At 67.1% G+C, this 18,618-nt stretch carries 16 protein-coding genes; 3 read left to right on the top strand and 13 right to left on the bottom strand.

Going from position 1 to position 18,618, the window contains the following annotated elements; translation table 11 throughout:
• Positions 1-6 precede the first annotated feature (6 nt).
• Entirely contained in the window at positions 7-1,587 is a 1,581-nt protein-coding gene (locus tag XI04_RS01675) for a hypothetical protein (RefSeq protein WP_271611409.1), read from the bottom strand.
• A gap of 45 nt (positions 1,588-1,632) precedes the next feature.
• Positions 1,633-2,313 carry a hypothetical protein gene (locus XI04_RS01670; RefSeq protein WP_097668475.1) on the bottom strand — a complete coding sequence of 227 codons (681 nt, stop codon included), beginning with the start codon at positions 2,311-2,313 and terminating at the stop codon, positions 1,633-1,635.
• A gap of 334 nt (positions 2,314-2,647) precedes the next feature.
• Here XI04_RS01670 and XI04_RS01665 point away from each other — a divergent pair, with 334 nt between their 5' ends.
• Positions 2,648-6,259, top strand: a complete 3,612-nt coding sequence (locus XI04_RS01665; protein ID WP_271623363.1) for an autotransporter domain-containing protein — start codon at positions 2,648-2,650, stop codon at positions 6,257-6,259.
• Between the two features lie 35 nt (positions 6,260-6,294).
• Here XI04_RS01665 and gspM read toward each other — a convergent pair whose 3' ends face one another.
• From gspM to XI04_RS01620, 9 genes are read right to left on the bottom strand one after another with little or no spacing between them, the layout of a single operon-like run.
• Positions 6,295-6,876, bottom strand: a complete 582-nt coding sequence (gene gspM, locus XI04_RS01660) for a type II secretion system protein GspM (protein WP_095425666.1) — start codon at positions 6,874-6,876, stop codon at positions 6,295-6,297.
• Positions 6,873-7,910, bottom strand: a complete 1,038-nt coding sequence (locus XI04_RS01655) for a PilN domain-containing protein (RefSeq protein WP_271611411.1) — start codon at positions 7,908-7,910, stop codon at positions 6,873-6,875. The genes gspM and XI04_RS01655 overlap by 4 nt, the downstream gene beginning before the upstream one ends.
• Position 7,911: 1 nt before the next feature.
• Positions 7,912-8,826: a general secretion pathway protein GspK gene (locus tag XI04_RS01650; RefSeq protein WP_212447745.1), complete on the bottom strand. Its 915-nt coding sequence runs from the start codon at positions 8,824-8,826 to the stop codon at positions 7,912-7,914.
• A complete protein-coding gene (locus XI04_RS01645) occupies positions 8,823-9,542 on the bottom strand; it encodes a general secretion pathway protein GspJ (RefSeq protein WP_095425669.1) in 720 nt (239 codons plus the stop codon). Before XI04_RS01645 ends, XI04_RS01650 begins: the two co-directional genes overlap by 4 nt.
• On the bottom strand, positions 9,539-9,934 hold the full coding sequence (locus XI04_RS01640) for a type IV pilus modification PilV family protein (protein ID WP_095425670.1): 396 nt from the start codon (positions 9,932-9,934) through the stop codon (positions 9,539-9,541). Before XI04_RS01640 ends, XI04_RS01645 begins: the two co-directional genes overlap by 4 nt.
• The gene (locus XI04_RS01635) at positions 9,912-10,406 is read right to left on the bottom strand and encodes a prepilin-type N-terminal cleavage/methylation domain-containing protein (protein ID WP_095425671.1); all 495 of its coding nucleotides are present in this window, start codon (positions 10,404-10,406) and stop codon (positions 9,912-9,914) included. Before XI04_RS01635 ends, XI04_RS01640 begins: the two co-directional genes overlap by 23 nt.
• On the bottom strand, positions 10,369-10,824 hold the full coding sequence (gene gspG, locus XI04_RS01630; protein ID WP_095425741.1) for a type II secretion system major pseudopilin GspG: 456 nt from the start codon (positions 10,822-10,824) through the stop codon (positions 10,369-10,371). Before gspG ends, XI04_RS01635 begins: the two co-directional genes overlap by 38 nt.
• 23 nt (positions 10,825-10,847) lie before the next feature.
• Positions 10,848-12,059, bottom strand: a complete 1,212-nt coding sequence (locus tag XI04_RS01625) for a type II secretion system F family protein (protein ID WP_271611412.1) — start codon at positions 12,057-12,059, stop codon at positions 10,848-10,850.
• A gap of 3 nt (positions 12,060-12,062) precedes the next feature.
• The gene (locus XI04_RS01620; RefSeq protein ID WP_370157221.1) at positions 12,063-13,751 is read right to left on the bottom strand and encodes a GspE/PulE family protein; all 1,689 of its coding nucleotides are present in this window, start codon (positions 13,749-13,751) and stop codon (positions 12,063-12,065) included.
• A gap of 139 nt (positions 13,752-13,890) precedes the next feature.
• Here XI04_RS01620 and gspD point away from each other — a divergent pair, with 139 nt between their 5' ends.
• Both gspD and XI04_RS01610 read left to right on the top strand, forming a co-directional pair.
• A complete protein-coding gene (gene gspD, locus XI04_RS01615; RefSeq protein ID WP_097668470.1) occupies positions 13,891-16,275 on the top strand; it encodes a type II secretion system secretin GspD in 2,385 nt (794 codons plus the stop codon).
• 3 nt (positions 16,276-16,278) lie between these two features.
• Positions 16,279-16,869, top strand: a complete 591-nt coding sequence (locus XI04_RS01610; protein ID WP_271611413.1) for a prepilin peptidase — start codon at positions 16,279-16,281, stop codon at positions 16,867-16,869.
• 129 nt (positions 16,870-16,998) lie between these two features.
• Here XI04_RS01610 and XI04_RS01605 read toward each other — a convergent pair whose 3' ends face one another.
• Positions 16,999-17,556: a tetratricopeptide repeat protein gene (locus XI04_RS01605; RefSeq protein WP_095425676.1), complete on the bottom strand. Its 558-nt coding sequence runs from the start codon at positions 17,554-17,556 to the stop codon at positions 16,999-17,001.
• A gap of 213 nt (positions 17,557-17,769) precedes the next feature.
• Positions 17,770-18,618 carry a right-handed parallel beta-helix repeat-containing protein gene (locus tag XI04_RS01600; protein WP_095425677.1) on the bottom strand — a complete coding sequence of 283 codons (849 nt, stop codon included), beginning with the start codon at positions 18,616-18,618 and terminating at the stop codon, positions 17,770-17,772.

Raw genomic sequence — 18,618 nt, 5'->3', positions numbered from 1 at the left:
CAACAGCTAGGCAGGAATCAGCGCCCGCAACCGCTCGCGCAGAGTTGTGCTCAACAGCGGGCTTGCGAGCATGCCGACCGCGGTCAGCCAGATCGCGCATTGCACGATGAAGTGCACGAGCCCGCTCCCCGGCACCAGTACGATGATCGCCTGCCCGATCAGCCAGCCTGCTCCCACGACAATAACGGCCATGAGCATCAGGAAGGCGATGTGCTTGAACGGATGATGCAGGGTCTGGCGCATGACGATCAGCGCGAGCAGTCCGAACTGGATGAGGATGTCGCTTGCGACCACCGCGAGCGCGGCACCAAGCGGCCCCAGATGCGGGATCAGGACGAAGGACAGCGCCAGGAAGACCACGAGCTGGAGGCCCTTGGTCCGGATCAGGAGATCGCCGCGATTGCTGTGATTGGCAAAGACCAGAGCCAGCAGCGATGGCGCGACGGCCGCCGAGCCGAGCAGCAGCATCACCGTGAGCGGCGCGTCATAGGGGATGCTGCCATGGGTCCACAACGCGAAGAAGTCCGGCCAAAACGGCAGCAGGCCCGCGACGATCAGGCACGCCAGGGCCGTCACGAACACCGAGCCATGCGCGTAGAGCCGGCGCAGCCGATCCTTGTCGCCGACCGCGTGGTCGTGGCCGAGCTCGGCGGCGAGCGGCAGCGTCACCTGGAGGCAGAGACCGCGCACCAGGCTCGCGATCACGCGCGTCAGGCCCCATTGCGCCACCGCGACGCGGTTCGTAACCAGCGCGGAGACGAGCAGCACGGGGACGTTGACGAGCGCAAGCTCGGTGATGTTGGCGACCGCGAAGGGCACCGCGCGGCCGAATTGCCCGAGGCTCCAGCGCAGCGATGGCGACACCAACGGCGGCTTGCCGGCGCGGCGCAGGAACGGAAACAGTCGCGGCGCGTCGAACGCAGCGAGCAGGATCGCGAACAGGAGCTGCATCGACACGAAGGCTATCGCGACCGCAAGCAGGCTGCCGAACAATGCGAGCGCCGCAAGCTGGGCGATCTGTCCAAGCAGCAGCGCGGCGTTTTGCAGCCAGACCGTCCGGCCGTAATGGCCGCGCACCCGATAGAGGCCGGAGACGAGGTTGGCGGGGACGGTCAGAAGCATGCCCAGCGTCATCACCAGCATCGCAGCATCGAATGTCGGCGCGGCCTGAAAGCCGAGCACCGCCGATGGCGGCGCGAGGACCACCGCCGCGCACAGCAGGACACCCAGCACCGCCACGATGGCGAGATAGATCCGCAGCAGGGCCGAATAGAAATTCGCCGTGCGCCCGTCGCAATCGGCGCAAGCCTTGAACGCGAGAAAGCGGTTGATCGCGCGAAGCTGCAGTCCGGCATCCGCCACGACGACGAGGCTTCCCGCCGCATAGATCGCGAGCCAGGCCGCGAGCATGTCGCCGGTCCAGACATGCAGGAAGGCCGGGATGAGCAGGAGCTGCTGAGACAGCCCCAGCGCCATCTGGACCAGGTTGGCGGACCAGCCCTGCAAGAGGCGGCGGCCGCGACTGATGCCGGCAGGTCTGCTCGAACCGTCGGCCGTGCCGGGCCCGTCAATTTGCTTGTCGGTCAAGCCGCGTCCTTCCCGTCAAGCAAACGGCCGCGCGCCCACGAGCGCTCAGAGCCCATCCGACTCGCCGTTCTTCGGCGTCGAGCGCGGCACGAAGGGAGAGAACGACGGATCGGCCGGGCCCGGCATCGTCAACTTGCCCCCGGCATCTGCAGGCGGGCTCGCGGCAGCGGCTGGGTCCGGCCGCTGGAGCACCAGCACCTCGCTGCGCTCGCCCTGCTTGAACGTCACCTCGCGCGGCTGCACCGAGGTCAGCGACCAGCCTGCGAGCGATTCGCCCTGCCGCAGACGCACGACCTTCTGATCGGTGCGGTTGACGAGAATTGCGATCGCATCGCCCTCGCCCACCACGGCCCCGACCAGCGACAACGGCGGCGGCGCCTCGACTGGCTTGGGCAGCGGCGCGGGACTTTCCTCGACCGGCGATGCGGCGACCGCGCGCGGCGGCGGCCGGCGCATGGCCGAGAAGATCGGGCGTTCCTGAGTCGCGGTCAGCGCCGAGAGCGGCACCGACCACAGCGGATTGCCGCGAGGAATGGGCTTGCCTGGCGCCTGCTGCGCGGGCCGCGCGATCGGCTTCATCGTCCCGACATCGACACTTTCAGCTGGATTGCCCGCCGCGTCGTCCGACAGGACATCAACGCGCGATGAGGTGGCCGCCATGGTCCCGGCCATGCCCAGAACCATGCACAGCGCGGCCAATCCTGTCGGCCTCAGCCACCCGGACATCGACATTCCCCTGCGACCACCGGCCGCGCCACGCGACGGCGAGGCATCCGCGCCAAACTAGTTCCGATCTGCGGCGTCATCAACCCACACCGTCCGGCCCAACCCGACGCGCAGGTCCAAATCTGCCCCGCACCTGTTGCAATGCATGAATATGTTGCCCGATGGCCACGATGGCTGAAAATGCAAAGCGAAACAGGGAGGAAGCCGGCGCAAATGGATATCCGTTCATTGCAGGCCGTTGCGGCGCCATGAGATCATGGCATGGGCGCCGGGCCTCGGCACGCGCCCCGGTTGCATGTTTGCGATGATTTCTTTGCTGATTTGAGACGATCGGATGGCTGGACCGACAATGGCAGGTGGAAGGATTGGATACGGGCTGCGATCCGTCACGCGCCACTCGCTGGCCATACTCCTCGCCACCACGGCGCTCGGCGTCGTCGCCGCGCATGCCGTGGACGGCACGTGGACGGGCGGCTCCTCCGACTGGACGGATCCAACCAACTGGTCCTCCAATCCGAGCGTGCCCGACGAGACCGCAACCTTCACCAACACCGGAAGCACGGCGGTCGACAACAACAACGGTGTCGTCAGCATCGGCACGATCCAGTTCGCGAACACCTCGCAGGCTTATACATTCACGATCGGCAACCCGTTCATCGTCAACGCCACGGGCATCATCAACAACGATACGGTCAATACCCAGACCTTCCAGGTCACCTCCGGCAACAATCTGGTGTTCCAGAACAGCAGCACCGCGAGCGGCGGCGCCGGGGCCGTGACGATCACGAACGATGTCGGCGGCAACGTCAACTTCATCCAGGACAGCACGGCGGGAACGGCAAGCCTCGCCAACAGCGGCTTCGTCACGTTCGAGGATTCGGCCTCTGCCGGCAGCGCCCAGATCACCAACAATGCCACCGGTCAGATCGATTTCTTCACCAACGCCTCGGCCGGCACGGCGACGATCAACAACGGCGCAGGCGGGGTGCTGAACTTCCACAACACCACCACCGCCGCCACCTCGTCCATCATCAACGACGGAACGGTGAACTTCGACGGCTCCGCCACCGCAGGCAGCGCCACGATCACCACCAACAACGGCGCGACGACGAACTTCACCGGCACCTCTAGCGGCGGCAGCGCCAAGTTCATCACCAATGCCGGCGGCACGGTCGACATCTCAGGCCTGACCAGCGGCGGCACGACGGCCGGCTCGATCGAAGGCGCCGGCAATTATGTTCTCGGCGCCAACACGCTCACCACCGGCAGCCTCAACACCTCGACCCAGGTCGACGGCATCATCTCCGGCACCGGCGGCCTGACCAAGGTCGGCACCGGCACGCTGACGCTGGCCGGCACCAACACCTATGCCGGCGCAACGACGATCTCGGCCGGAACGCTGGCGATCTCGGGCTTTGGCAGCATCTCGTCATCCAGCGTCGTCACGGTGGACACGACGTTCGACATCTCGGCGTCCGCGGTTCCGTTCAACGCCATCACGACGCTCGCCGGCACTTCCTCCGGCGTCGTCAACATGGGCAGCAACGGGCTCGTGATCACCAACGGCTCCACCGAGTTCGCGGGGGTGATCCAAGGCACGGGCGGGCTCGAGGTTTTCGGCGGAACCCAGACGCTCTCGGGCGTGAACAGCTACAGCAACGCCACCCAGATCGACGCGGGCGCGACGCTGGCGCTGAAGGGCAGCGGCTCGATCGCGAATTCGCTCTACGTTGGATTCGCCGGCGCAGGCGCAACGTTCGATATTTCCCAGACCACGTCCGGCGCGTCGGTGACCCGGCTCTTGTCGTTCGGTCCCAACGGCGTCGTTGCGCTGGGATCGAAGACGCTGACCGTCACGGTCGGCAATTCCTTCGGCGGCGTGATTCAGGACGGCGGCATCGGTGGCGGCACCGCCGGCAACCTCGCCATCGCGAGCGGAGCCGTGCAGCAGCTCTACGGCATCAACACCTATACCGGCACCACGACCATCGCGAGCGGCGGCGAACTGGATCTCATCAACGCCGGCGGCAGCGACGGCAGCATCGCGACCTCGAGCAATGTCATCGCCAACGGCGTCTTCGACATCTCGGCCTTGAGCACCGGCACCTCGATCAGGTCGCTGTCGGGCTCGGGCGCGGTCAATCTCGGCGCCAACACGCTGACGATCACCAATGGCAACAGCACCTTCGCCGGCGTCATCGACGATGGCGCCGCGGGTGGCGGCCTCACGCTCGCCGGCGGCACGCAGACGCTGACTGGCATCAACACCTATACCGGCGCCACCGCCGTGAACGGCGGCACGCTGGTGGTGGACGGCTCGATCCTGAATAGCCCGGTCACCGTCAACGCCGGCGGCACCCTCGCCGGCAGCGGCACGATCGCCGGCGTCGGGGTCAATGGCGGCACGCTGGCGCCCGGCAGCGCGGCGAGCCCGTTCGGCCCGATGACGATCAGCGGATCGCTGACCTTTACCGCCGCCTCGACCTATCTGGTGCAGGTCTCCTCGACCAACGCCAGCCTCACCCAGGTCACGGGCGCGACCGACCTCGGCGGCGCGACCGTGCGCGCGAACTTCACCTCAGGCACGGTCAAGAAGCAGTACACGATCCTGACCGCGGCCGGCACCCTGGTCGGCAGCACCTTCAATCCGACCGTTTTGTCGAACATGCCGACGCTCAACGCGACGCTGAGCTACGACGCCAGCACCGTGTTCCTCAACGTCAACGTCAATTTCGCGCAAGGCGGCGGGCTCAACGTCAACCAGCAGAACGTCGCGAATACGCTGACCAATTTCTTCAACACCACTGGCGGCATTCCCGCGGCCTTCGCTGCGCTGTCGCCGGCGGGGCTGACGACCGCCTCGGGTGAGCTCGGCACCGGCATCATCCAGTCCGCGATCAATGCCGACGGCCAATTCCTGAACCTGATGCTCGACCCGACCGTCGTCGGACGCAGCGGCGGCTTCGCCAAGGCGGGCAGCGTCGCCCAGTTTGCCGAGAGCGATAACGCAGCCTCCTATGCGTCGATGCGGCCGGCCACCGCGCGCGAGCGCGAGGCTTATGCGATGGCGACCAAGGCGCCGCTGCTGTCCTCGCAGCCGAGCAGCCGCTGGAGCGTCTGGACCGCGGGCTATGGCGGCTCGGCCGAGGTCGGCGGCAATGCCACGGTCGGCTCGCAGGATTTGACCGCGCGGGTCTGGGGCGGCGCGGCCGGCGCGGACTATCGGGTCTCGGTCGACACACTGGTCGGCTTCGCGCTCGGCGGCGGCGGGCTGAACTACTCGCTCGCCAATGCGATGGGCTCGGGCTCGGCCGATTTGTTCCAGGCCGGCGTCTATGGCCGGCACAATTTCGGACCGGCCTACATCTCGGCCGCACTCGCCTATGGCTGGCATGACGTCACCACCAACCGCACCGTAGCGCCGGGCGGCTTCGACCAGCTCCAGGGCCGCTTCAAGGCCGACACGTTCTCGGCCCGCTTCGAGGGCGGCTATCGCTTCACGACGCCGCTGATCGGCATCACGCCCTACGCTGCGGCACAGGTGACGAACTTCAACCTGCCGAACTATTCCGAAGTCAGCCTCAATGGCGGCGGGCTGTTCGCGCTGAATTACGCTTCGCAATCGCTGACCGACACCCGCTCCGAGCTCGGCCTGCGCACCGACAAATCGTATGCGATGCAAAACGGCGTGCTGACGCTGCGTGGCCGCGCCGCCTGGGCGCACGACTACAATCCGGACCGCGCCGTCACCGCTCTGTTCCAGACCCTGCCGGGCACCAGCTTCGTCGTGAACGGCGCCAGGGTCGATGCCGACTCCGCGCTCGTCAGCGCCAGCGCCGAGATGAAATGGTTGAGCGGCTTCTCGATCGCCGGCACCTTCGACGGCGAGTTCTCCGGCAACGTCACCAGCTATTCCGGCAAGGGCGTGTTCAAGTACAGTTGGTGACCCGGCGAGCCCGCCGGTGAGCTGACGATCCCGCCCTACTTCCCCGCCTGCCACTGGCCCGAGACGCCCAAAATCACCCTGACGCGACCGGCGCCGGCGTCGCTCAACGCCGTCGTCTGCGGCACCTGGACGTCGAGCTGATCGACGAACAGGAACGGCATGCCGGCCTCGAGATCGTACAGCAGCCTCTGAAGCGCCGGCTGCTCGAGCTCGCAGCTCACGACGAGGCCGACGAAGCCGTCCTTCGCTTGCGCGCCGGACACATCGACCTGCGAGGACTGAACCTGGCCGCCGACATTGCCGACCGCAGCGGCAACGCGCTGCAGCAGATTGGCGCCGGCGACCGTCACGGTCGGTCCCTCCAGGAACGGCGTGCCGGGATGCTCGGCCATTGCCGCCGCGGCGTTCTTGGTGCCGCCCTTGCGGCCGCGAAACTGGTCGAGCAGGTCGGAGGTCTGCGCCAGCGCCTGGCGATGGGCGAGAATTTCGGCGATCGACAGCCCCGCCGTCAGCAACAGCGCGCCGGCAACGGCCACATAGAGCGTGACCGCGATCAGCGGCGAGCTCGCAAGCGCCCGCGCGACCGCATTGCCGCCGGTGACTTTTGCGCTGCTCATGGCACGTTCCTCGGCTCGATCTGCGCCTCGATGTGGAAGCGCTCACCGGGATCGGAGGAGTTGCGCGTGGTCGGGGCGTAAAAGGTCGCGCGGGTGAAATGCTGCGACTGCTCGATCAAGGGGATCAGCGAGGGCGCATCGCGGGTGATGCCGCCGATCTGTACTTTGTTGGCCGCCAGATGCAGCTCGGTGACATAGGTGTGGTCCGGCAACACCCGGCTCAGCGTTTCCAGCACGATCACGCTCGCCGGCGTCTCGTATTTGCGGCGTTCGAGCAGCGCGAGCGGCGAGCGCCCGCCGCCGTCGCTGCCGCGGAGCGCGGCGCGGCGCTGGGTGATCTGCCGTTCGAGCTCCCTCTCCTGCGCGCTGAGGCTGTCGGCCAGATAGCTTGCGGCGACCGATCCGACCACCGCTGCGACGGCAGTGAGAGCCAACACCGCCTGCAGCGCCCGGCTCAGCCGCGCCGGGTCGACCGCGCCGCGCGATCTCTGCTCGAACACCTTGATGCGTCCGCCCCCGGTCGCCTCCGTCGCGATCGCGACCGCCGACGGATGGAAGGACGCCACGGCCTCGACATAGCTCATCGCCACCTTGCGCGGCGCCGCGGCGATCTCGGTCGTGATGCTGTCGCTGCCATGCGGCGCCGGGGCGCGGCAGCCGAACACGGCTTCGCTCGCGTTCCACGGCGTCAGCCGGTCGATCTGCGCCCGCACGATGCCGTCGAGGAAATCGGCCGCGCGCGCAGGCAGCTCCAGCGGACGAAACAGGAAGCGCGACGGCCGCAGCACGATCTCGACGCGGCTGCCACGGACGATCTGCGCGAGATTGGCGCCTGAAAACTTGCCATCCGCGAACGCGATCTCCTTCGGGGCGTTCTCCGCCTTCGCCGCCTCCAGCGCGAACGCGCCGGTCTCGCTTTCGACCAGCCGTACCACCCGCGGCGACACGGTCCGCTCCAGGGCGCGCACGAGCGTGCCGGCCACGGTGCCGGTCCAGGCATCGAGAATGGCGCGGAGAGAATCGAGCGAGCTCATCTCACAGAGGCTTTCCGGCGGAGCCGTCGACGGCGTTGTGCCACGACAATACACGATACGGCTCATCGCCGCTTTCGAGAAGCAGGATGACGATCTCCGCCGAGCTCCGCCGATGCGACGGCAGCTCGACCGCGACCGTCAGCCGGTACGCCTTCGAGCCCTCGACCGTCACATTGGTGCCGCCGGCAAGCCCGACCAAGGCTCGGGAATCGACGTTGGGGTCGGCGCGGTCGCGCAGCACCTGTTGCAGCATCCCGGGCGTCATGCCCGGCAGCGCCGCCACCACCTGCGGCGCGGCGTCGAGCACGTTCACCGCCCGCATGTTGCTGAACACGGTGACGAAGGGCAGCACGCGCTCCACGACCGCGGCCGGAATGCCGCGCACCAGCCAGAGCTCCTCGCTGTGCGGAAACGGCGCGTGGCGCGGCAGATAGGGCGCGCCGAGCGTGCGATAGTAGGAATCCTCCGGATTGTCCTGGCCGGGCTCCGTCGACGAGCGCCAGGCCAGGATCCGGTCGGCATAGACGGGCGCATCCGTCGCGGACACACCGAGCGCCGTCATCAGGCCCGACAGCAGCGGCTTCGGCGCCATGTTGAGATCGACGCGCGCCGCCTCCGAGCGGAACGTCACGCTCACCCGTCCGGTACCGACGCGGGCATTGAAGGTGCCGCTGGTCGGACGCGTCGCCTCGTTCTGCGCCGTCAGGCGGTAGGCCGCAAGTTCGATCCCCGCGTTCACCAGCGCATCGGCCTGCACCCTGTCGGCACTGACGGCGACCGTGACCGCCGTGTTGGTGACATAGGTCAGGTAGATCAGCGCCAGCGCCGCCAGCGCCGCCAGCATCCAGAGCACGGCGACCACGATGAAGCCGCGGCTCTCGGCAAGCCTCGCCTGGTCGTGCCTTGAGCCGCTCACAACTGCTGCTCCTGTTTCTCCGCCTGCTGCGGCCGGGTACGCGCCGTGACGCAAGTCGCCGGATTCTTGGCCCGCGCGCATTCGGCCGGCGCCGTGATGTGCGGGACCACCGCGCCCGAGACCGCGAGCACCTGGCCGGTCGCGCTGTCGCGCACGGTGATACGGATACGGTCCGGCAGCTGCGCCTGCCCGCGCCAAATCGGCTGCCACTGACCGTCCGGTCCGGCATAGGCGAAGCTCACGCGGAACGGCGCCCGGATCAGCACGACCTGATCGACGAAGCGGATCTGCCCGTCGGTGGGCATCGGTTGGAACGGCGCGCGCTCGCGCACCAGCGCCAGTCCCTGCGCGTCGGCCTTTTCGATCAGGCGGACGAATTCGAGGCCCGGACGCGTGCTCGGACCGATTGCCGTGCGCAGGAAGGTGACCGACAATTCGGCGCCGTCGAACAGCGGCACCCTGGCATCGCCATTCAATGTAATTTGCTCGGCAACCGTGAGGTCGGCGACGATGCGGTCGAGACCGGTTGCGAGACGCTCGGCCCGCTGCACGCGGGCAATGCCGCGATTCCAGTTCGGCAGCCATTGCGCCGTCACGGTCGCCAGCGCCGCCAGGATGACAGTCATCAGCAGGGTTGCGAGCAACACTTCGAGCAGGGTGAAGCCGGCTTCGTCGGCAAGTGTGCGGCGCAGGCGCTTCATTGCCAGACGCTTCATTGCGAAGCCCTCGGCACCAGCTTCACCGTCGTGACCTGGATGGCGCTGCCGTCGGCGCGCTGGAGGCGCAGATTGACGGCCAATGGCATGAAGCGATCGCTGGCGGGATCGCCGCCCGGCACGTTCATCGGCGCAACGTCGACCCGCCAGCGGCTGCCGGCGAGATCGCCGCTGCGCCGGCCGGGCTTCAGCAGGGAGCGCGCCGGCAGGTCCGCAAGCAGGGTCTCGGCCGTGCCGGCGAGTGCCAGCCGCTGGTCGATCGCGCGCGTGCCCTTCGCCGTCGTGGCGATGACCGAGCCGATCGTCCCGAGCACGACCGCGATGATCGCGAGCGCGACCAGCGCCTCGATCAGGGTGAAGCCGGCGTTATCAGAGCAGCTTCTGCGGGACAATCTCGACGCCTCCGGTCAGCCAGTTGACGCGCACCTCATATCCCATGCCGGGCCGCGCCAGCGCGATCACCCCGCCGCACGACATGCCCGATGGAAAGAAATCGATCGACCGCCCCGCGGCCCGGTCGGCACAGCGCGAGGCCAGCATCGCCTGCACCACCACGTCGCCGGGCAAGCGGATGGTCCGCCCGGTGACGCCGGAACGAATCGCGCGCGCCTCCGCATCCACCTGGGTCGCCACCCTGGTTTGCCGGCGCAGCGCGGCGTTGCGGTCGGCTTTCAGCAGCGCCGCAGTCTCGACCGCATAGCTCTCCAGCCTGGCCCGCGTCGTCGTACGCGGGACAGCCGGCAGGATGATCGCCGCGAGCAGGCCGATGATCGCGAGCACGCACAGGATCTCGATCAGCGCAAAGCCGCGCGTCTCGCCAATGCCCTCAGCGCGCGCCGCTGACAATGTCGGCCGCCGTTCCACTGCCGCCTTCCTGACCGTCCGACCCCAGCGATATGATCTCATAGGGCGCGCTCGCGCCCGGCGCGCGATAGACGTAGATGTGACCCCAGGGATCGCTCGGCACGACACCGCCGCGCAAATAGGGCCCATTCCAACCGGCCTGGTTGGAGTTGCGGGTCAGTGCGGAGAGGCCTTCGTTCGACGTGGGATAGCGGCCGAGATCGAGAAAGTAGAGATCGAGCGCGCTGGAGAAGCTCTCGATCTGGATCTTGGCCGCCTTCGCCTTGGACTCGCTGAGATAATTCAGCACCCGCGGGCCGACCAGCGCCATGATCATCCCGATGATGGTGATGACGACCAGCATCTCGACCAGGGTGAAGCCCGCCTCCCCGCGGGCCGCGCGCCGACGACCCCGCTTTGACGATCGATGTTTCGTCACCTCAAATCCCTCCAACTATCAATTCAACCGACAATCTGGCTCACCGACATCAGCGCCGTCATCACCGACGTGATCAGGCCGCCGACGACCAGCGAGATCGCGATGATTGCCGCCGGGCCCGCGATGCCGACGGCGCGGTCCAGCGTGCGCTGCAATTTGGCCTCATAGAATTCAGCGACGCGGCCCGACAGCATCGGCAATTGCCCGGTCTCGTCGCCGAGCCGGAGCATGCGCACCGCCATGGCGGGCAGCGCCTCCGTCTCGGCCAGCGCGTCGGACAGTTTCGAACCATGGCGAACGCGGTCAGCGGCATCGCTCCAGACCGCGGACGGGCCGGTCGTCGCCATCATGTCGACGAGGATGCGCAGCGTAATGGTGAGATTGACGCCGCTGCCGAGCAGCAGGCCGAGATTGCGGCAGAACAGCGCCGTCCGGTACGCGCTCATCACGTTGCGGATTGCCGGCAGCCGCGTGATCGCATTGGCGACGGCGCGGCGGACGCGCTCTTGCCGAAGCAGCAGCCACGCCACCCCGATAGTGACCGCAAGACCAGCCAACACCGCATCGGAATTGCCGCGCAGGAAGGTGGAGATGTTGAGGAAGACGCCGACGACGGGATCGATCTTGGCGCCGAAATCCTGCAACACGGATGCGAACTGCGGCAGCACGAAGGTGAGGAAGAACAACAGCACGCAGCCCGCCGCGCCCAGCACGAACAAGGGATAGCGGATTGCATCCGACAGCCGCCGCCGCAACGCCTCGCTGCGGGTACGCTCGCCGGCCAGCACCTCCAGCACCTGGTCAAGCGAACCCGAGGCCTCGCCGACCCGCACCAGCGCGACATACATCGGCGGAAACAGCCCCTCGTGCCGCGCCAGCGCTTCGGCAAAGCTCTCGCCCGCGACGACCCGCGAACGGATGTCGGCAACGACCGGGCGCAGGCGGCCGAAATCGGGATCGGTCGCGAGCAGCTCCAAGCCGTCGTTGATGCGGGCGCCGGCGCGCAACAGCAGCGCAAGGTCGCGGGTGAGGATGGTGACGTCTTCCGGCTTCGGCCTGTTGAAGAGGCTGGACACGCGGCCCGCCGAGCTGCCCTCCTCCGGCGTGACATTGTCGACCAGCACGAGACCGAGCCGCTCGATCCGCTGCGCGACGTCGCCCGGCGCAGGCGCGGCAATGGCGCCGGAGACCAGTTCGCCGTTGGCGTTGAGCGCGCGGTAGCGATAGTTCGGCATGCGTTAGCGCACCGTCGTGACGCGGAAGACCTCGGGCACGGTGGTGAGCCCCGCCCGGCATTTGGCCACCGCATCCTCCAGCATCGTCGTCATGCCGCCCCGCATCGCGGCGGCGTCGATCGAATGGGAGTCGGTCTGCGGGCCGATCAGCGCGCGCACCTCGTCGGACATTTCGAGGATCTCGAACACGCCGTTGCGGCCGCGATAGCCGGTGCCGCCGCAGCGTTCGCAGCCGCCGGCCGCGTGCACGACCTCGCCGCACTTGAAGCCGATCACCGCAAAGCGCGGGTCCTCGGCGAGATCCGCCTCGGTCAGCGCATGCGGGACCTTGCAGCGGTCGCACAGCACGCGCACCAGGCGCTGCGCCACCACCGCGCGCAGCGTCGACTTCAGCAGGAAGCCCTCGATGCCGAGATCGATCAGGCGCGGTACGGCGGCCGCGGCCGTCTCGGTGTGCAGCGTCGTCAAGACGAGATGGCCGGTGAGTGCCGCGTGAATCGCGATATGCGCGGTCTCGGCATCGCGGACTTCGCCGACCATGATCACGTCGGGGTCCTGGCGGACGAAGGCGCGCATGGCGGAGGCGAAGGTCAGTCCGATCGACGGCTTGACCTGGGACTGGTTGATGCCGGGAATCTCGTATTCGACCGGATCCTCGATGGTGAGGATCTTGCGCGTCGGCTCGTTCAGGATCGACAGCATGGTCGCGAGCGTCGTGGTCTTGCCACTGCCGGTCGGTCCGGTGACCACGATCATCCCGTGCGGCATCGCGAGCAGCCGCGTCATCACGCTCTCGTCGCGCGCGGCGAGACCGAGCTTGCTCATCTCCAGCAGGCCGCGGTCGCGCGGCAAGAGGCGGATGACGGCGCTCTCGCCGTGCTGCGTCGGCATGGTCGCGACGCGGACGTCGATCTCGCTGCGCCCGACCCGCACCCGGGCCGCGCCGTCCTGCGGCAGGCGCCGCTCGGCGATGTTGAGGCTGGCGAGAATCTTGATGCGCGAGATCAGCGCCTGCGGCGGAATGCCGTGCGGCGACGGCAGCGCGCGCAACAGGCCGTCGACGCGCATGCGCACCGTGAGCCCGGCACGGAACGGCTCGACGTGGATGTCGCTGGCACGCAGATCCACCGCGCGTTCCAGGAGATCGTTGAGCGCGCGCACGACCGGAGCGCCGCTGGCGAGATCGCGCAGGCTCTCGATGTCGTCGTCTGACTGCTGCGCAACGTTCCTGCCGCTTCGATCGGCATTTGCATCGTCGGCATCGGCCCGTTGATCGAGCACCGTGGTGATGTCCTCGTATGAGGCGACGACGACATCGACCGGTGCTCCGAACACGATTTCGGCGGCGCGAATGGCCGCCGTGTCGGAGGGGTCGGCGACAGCCAGCCGGAAAACATCGTTGGGCGCACTGAAAGGAAAGATGGTGGATTCACGCAGGAAGCGGCGCGAGAAGCCGTCGAGGCAAGGCGTGGCCGCGAGCAGTTGCGGAAGGCTCAGCCGCGGCAGACCAAAATGGTCGGAGACTTCATCCGCGAATTCGGCCGCGGAAAGATCGGTGGCCTCCCACAATTCACGCAAGGGACGCGTGAGCGCGGGGGTGGCCGATTTGTCGACATGGGCATGCGCCCGCGGCGGCAATGAGTATTTTTCCAGGAGGTGCTGTCGGAAGCTATCTGCGGAGCGGTCGCGCATCGCATTCACAGCATTGACCTTGTTACCTGAATGCAACAACCTCGACGGGACATGGAGCGCCCTTTGCCCTTGACTTATTTATTAGCAAAAACATAATCGTGGCGCAAATTATTGCGCGTCCGAACCAAGGGGGGATCGGATGCAATTTTCAATCACTTCCAGCGTTGGCAGGCGTATTTTGTTTAAGGTGGTCCAACCGCTTTTGCGCCTTCGCTCAGCGTTGTCTGGAACGCTCCTCCTGCTGTCGTCCGCCTTCGTGCTCGGCGCCTGCATCGTGACCGCCGACCAGTCGATCGAAGCCGATCCAAAGGACCCGCGCGCCCAGGACATCGCCGACAAGGTCCGCTCCCTCGATCTCCAGCCACGTCAACCTGCGGATGCGGGCGCCAGCGGCATTGCGCAGGCAAGATCCTCGAAGCCGGCGATCTATCTCAGCGATGGTGCAACGCCGCAAGGCGGCGCGCTGGCCGAGCGCGACGATGCCGGCGGCAGCGGTTACGACCTCAATTTCGAGAACGCGCCTGTTACCACCGTCGCAAAGGTCATTCTTGGTGATGTACTCAATGTCGGCTACACGATCGACCCGCGGGTACAGGGAACCGTGACCCTGGCCTCGGTGCGGCCGGTGCCCAAGGCGGATGCGCTCTACGTGCTGGAGAACGCGCTACGCATGTCCGGTGTCGCGCTGGTCCGTGACCGCGCCGGCTATCGCCTGCTGCCGGCGCCGGAGGCCGGTCCCGGCGGCGTCGACCGCTCGTTGAACGCCGCAGCCGGCCAAGGCGTCACCGTGGTGCCGCTGCGCTACGTCTCGGCGCAGAATATCTTCAAGCTGCTCGATGCCTTCGGCGTGAAGGCCCAGACCATGCGTCCCGACAGCGCCCGCAACACGCTGATCGTCAGCGGCAGCGGCACCGACCGGGCGACCGCGGTCGACACCATTCTCTCCTTCGACGCCGACTGGATGCGCGGGCAATCGGTCGGCATCTTCCCGGTGCGAAATTCCACGCCGGAGCCGCTGATCGCCGAGATCGAAAAGATCATGGATTCAGGCGAAGGCGGCCTGGGCCAGAACGTGGTGAAATTCCAGCCGATCGGCCGGCTCAACTCGATCCTGGTCGTCAGCCAGAAGCCCGAATACCTCAAGCGTGCGCAGACCTGGATCGCGCGGCTCGACCGCTCCGATACGGATGGCGTGAACCTGAAATCCTATCCGCTGCGCTACGGCAACTCCAAGGCCGTGGTGGCGCTGCTCAATGAGATCCTTTTCAGCCAGAGCGCGACCAGCAGCTCCTCGCTCGACAATTCCGCGGGCCAGATCTCGCCCGGCTCGGGTATCGCGACGTCCTCGTCCGGAACCAATCCGATCGCCTCGCTCAGCGCGCTTCCGACTGCCGCCTCAGGTGCAGCAACCCCGGTCACCGGCGCTCCCGGCTCGGCGCTGGCCGCGCGCCCCGCCCCTGCGGCGGCCGGCGTCCCCGGCCAGGACAACGGCTCCGGCTCGCTGCTCGGCACCGGCGCAAAACCCGTCAACAATGCCATCCTTCAGAACGTGCGGATCACGGCCGACGTCACCAACAACGCGGTGCTGGTCTATGCCAACGCGGAATCGCAACGCGTCGTCGAGCAGACGATCCGGCAAATCGACCGGCCGCAGCGCCAGATCGCCATCGAGGCGACGATCGCCGAAGTCACGCTGAACGACGCATTGAACTACGGCGTCCAGTTCTTCATCGCCAGCAAGCACGGCTCGGTCTCCAACGTCATCGGCGGCGTCAGCAACAGCGCCTCGGTCGGCAGCAACATCGAGCAGCAGACCGGCGCGGTCAACGCCGCCGCCGGCGCGCTGCTCGGCCGCGCGCTGCCCGGGTTCAACTTTCTGATCGGGGCGGAAAACTCCCCGCGCGTGGTGCTCGATGCGCTCCACAACGTCACCACTGTCAAGGTGCTGTCCAACCCGTCGCTGGTCGTGCTGGACAACCAGCCGGCGACCTTGCAGGTCGGCGACCAGGTGCCGTTCTCGACCGGCACCGCGACCGTGCTGACCGCGAACAACACCGTCGTCAACACCATCGACTACAAGAACACCGGCATCATCCTGCGCGTGCTCCCGCGCGCCAACGCCAACGGCAACGTCGTGCTCGACATCGAGCAGGAGATCTCGAGCGTCGCGGCCGGCAGCACAGGTTCGCTGACGCCGACGATCTCGCAGCGCCGGGTCAAGAGCTCGATCGCGGTGACGAGCGGCCAGACCGTGCTGCTCGCCGGCCTGATCAGCGAGACCGAGAACAGGCAACGCCAGGGCATTCCGATCCTCGATTCCATACCCGGCGTGGGCGATGCGTTCTCGCACCAGGGCACGACGCGCGCTCGCACCGAGCTGATCCTGTTCATCCGCCCGACCGTCATCAAGGACGGCGTCGATGCGCACGTCATTGCGGAGGAAATGCGCAGCAAGATGAACAGCCGCCTGGTCGGCACCAGCAATCCCGTGGTCACCGTGAACCCGCCCAAGGCGGCGCGCTAGGGCGTGACGGATCAGGCGGCGGAGGTCGCGACGGGCGCTGCGCTCGCCATCGCCCTGCTGCTCGGCGTGTTCGCAAGCCTCGTGACTGCGCCGGGCGCCGAAGGCCTGTACGGCGCGTTCCTGGCCGCCCTGATGCTTGCGATCGCGGCGAACGATGCGCGCCACTACCGCATTCCGAACGAGCTGACGGGCGCCGCCTTCGCGCTCGCGCTGCTCCGTGCTGGCGCGTTCGTGCCCGATCTCGGCGCGGAGGCGCTGCTCTGGCCGCTGACACGCGCCGCAGCCACAGGCCTGCCGCTGCTGCTGCTGATGGTGCTCTACCGCCGCTGGCGCGGCCGCGACGGGCTGGGGCTCGGCGACGTCAAGCTCGCCGCGGTCTGTGGCGCCTGGCTCGACCTTGCGACCGTGGTCGCGGTGATCGAGCTCGCGGCGTTGCTGGCGATCGGCGCCTATGTCGTCGGTGCGGCCCTGCGGCGGAAGCGGCTGCGCGCCACAGCCTTCCTGCCGTTCGGGCTGTTTCTGGCGCCGGCGATCTGGATCGGCTGGCTGGGCGAGACCTGGTACACGAACTGGCTCGGCGGCTGGCCGGGCTGACGGCGGGGATCGGGATCAAACCGACCCTGCTCACATCAAAACTCGAAAACAACCCCATGCACAGTAGGCGGGGACAGCGTTTTCAAGGACTTACCTGACGGCGCGCGCTCTGCGGATTTTACCTGGCGCTCAGTGCTCGCGGCTCGGCGCCCATTCCAGCGCCCGCAGACGGGCCTGGGCGATCTCTCCGCGCGTCATCTTGGTGGTGACGGCATCGCGGATCCTGGCTCGCGCCTCGCGCGCCGGCGGAGGTGCCGCGGCCGTGGACAGATTGAGCCATTTGGAGGCTTCGACGATGTCCTGCGGCACGCCTTGGCCGCGGTCGTAGAGCAGGCCCAGCGAATATTGAGCGCGGCTGTCGCCCTGCTCCGCCGCGCGCCGGTACCACATCGCGGCTTCCGTGTAGTTCTGCGGCACGCCGCGGCCGGTCTCGAACAGGAAACCGAGATAGGACTGGGCAGCCGCGTTGCCCCGCTCGGCGAGCGGAATAAAGATGCGGGATGCCGTGACATAGTCCTGACGATGGAAAGCGGAGACGCCCTGGCGGAACGATTGGGCATGGGCCGGGATTGCGAAGGCCAGCGTCAGCAGGATGGCGGCACAACCCCACCCCGCCCGTCGCCAAAAACCGCGCGCCTGCGGCGCCGCACGGCAAAACCTGGGATCCGGGCTGTCGAGGGTCTGCATCCCACCTGCTCTCCTTGCACGCAAAGCCAGACTAGTCCGTAGGTATCCCGAAATCCATAGTGCGTACCGGCCACAAAAAAAGGCTTCGGGCGCCTGGCGCCCGAAGCTCGTCGATTGAACCCGATGCCAAACTGCGATGAGACCGGAGCGTCATCGCGCCTTGGTTCGTTGCTTGAGCATGGCCGTTTCGAAAGACGGCTACACGCTCATGCTCTAGTGATATCCGCCAGCGGTAGCCGGTGTCGTGTCCGGAGCGTTACCGTTGATCTGGTTATCCAGATAGGACAGCACGTTGCCGGTCGTGGCTGCGCCGAGATTGTTGACGATCACCGAACGGCCGATCCGGGCTCCCGCAGTGCCGCTGAGGGCAAAGCCCGTGCTCAGATTCTCCGAGATGTTGCTGTTGTTGACCTGGACGTTGGACGATCCCTGCACGTTCAGGCCGACGAAGTTGTTGTGAATAGCCGTGTTGTTGATCAGCACGCGGGTGCTGCCGCCGTTGGTGTTGATGCTGATCCCCGCGCCAGCAGCCGCTGTGCCATTGTGCGAGATCACGCTGTCCCGGATCATGAGCATCGAGTTGAAATTCACCGGATTGGAGAAGATGCCAGTTCCCGACGCGCCGTTGAAGTCCCTGATGAAGCAATGCTCGATGACGACCGAGGCCGCCTGGAGGATGTTGACGCCTTTGACGCCGGTGCCGGCACCTTCGATGTCGAGGCCGCGCAGCACGATGTGATCGGTCGCCGCAGCGTTGATGTTGACGCCGTTGGTGCCGGACCCAAGGATGCTGCCGACGACACCTTCGCAATAGATCGTCATCGCCTTGGTGATGGTCACCGTGCCGAAGCCCGCGGAATCGAGGCAGTTGATCTCGCCGCCCGCGGCGGTCTTCGAAATCGCGCCGGCGAAGGTCTTGCACGGCGCGGTGCGGCTGCACGGATTGACGTCATCGCCGACACCGGAAACCCACGTTCTGGTCGCCTGGGCATGAGCCGGCTGCGACACGGCGAACGGCAAAACCAATCCCGCCAAGAGAGCCCATAGAGCAATACGACGCAT

Origin of the sequence: Bradyrhizobium sp. CCBAU 11430 (assembly GCF_028128855.1) — a bacterium.
In the GTDB taxonomy this organism is placed as follows: domain Bacteria; phylum Pseudomonadota; class Alphaproteobacteria; order Rhizobiales; family Xanthobacteraceae; genus Bradyrhizobium; species Bradyrhizobium ottawaense.
This window is presented reverse-complemented; position numbering and strand designations above follow the sequence as displayed.

Excerpts from the sequence above, each read along its gene's own strand:
- XI04_RS01670 (WP_097668475.1), bottom strand. The coding sequence starts at position 2,313 with ATGTCCGGGTGGCTGAGGCCGACAGGATTGGCCGCGCTGTGCATGGTT.
- XI04_RS01665 (WP_271623363.1), top strand. The coding sequence starts at position 2,648 with ATGGCTGGACCGACAATGGCAGGTGGAAGGATTGGATACGGGCTGCGA.
- gspM (WP_095425666.1), bottom strand. The coding sequence starts at position 6,876 with ATGAGCAGCGCAAAAGTCACCGGCGGCAATGCGGTCGCGCGGGCGCTT.
- XI04_RS01655 (WP_271611411.1), bottom strand. The coding sequence starts at position 7,910 with ATGAGCTCGCTCGATTCTCTCCGCGCCATTCTCGATGCCTGGACCGGC.
- XI04_RS01645 (WP_095425669.1), bottom strand. The coding sequence starts at position 9,542 with ATGAAGCGTCTGGCAATGAAGCGCCTGCGCCGCACACTTGCCGACGAA.
- XI04_RS01625 (WP_271611412.1), bottom strand. The coding sequence starts at position 12,059 with ATGCCGAACTATCGCTACCGCGCGCTCAACGCCAACGGCGAACTGGTC.
- XI04_RS01620 (WP_370157221.1), bottom strand. The coding sequence starts at position 13,751 with ATGCGCGACCGCTCCGCAGATAGCTTCCGACAGCACCTCCTGGAAAAA.
- gspD (WP_097668470.1), top strand. The coding sequence starts at position 13,891 with ATGCAATTTTCAATCACTTCCAGCGTTGGCAGGCGTATTTTGTTTAAG.
- XI04_RS01605 (WP_095425676.1), bottom strand. The coding sequence starts at position 17,556 with ATGCAGACCCTCGACAGCCCGGATCCCAGGTTTTGCCGTGCGGCGCCG.
- XI04_RS01600 (WP_095425677.1), bottom strand. The coding sequence starts at position 18,618 with ATGCGTCGTATTGCTCTATGGGCTCTCTTGGCGGGATTGGTTTTGCCG.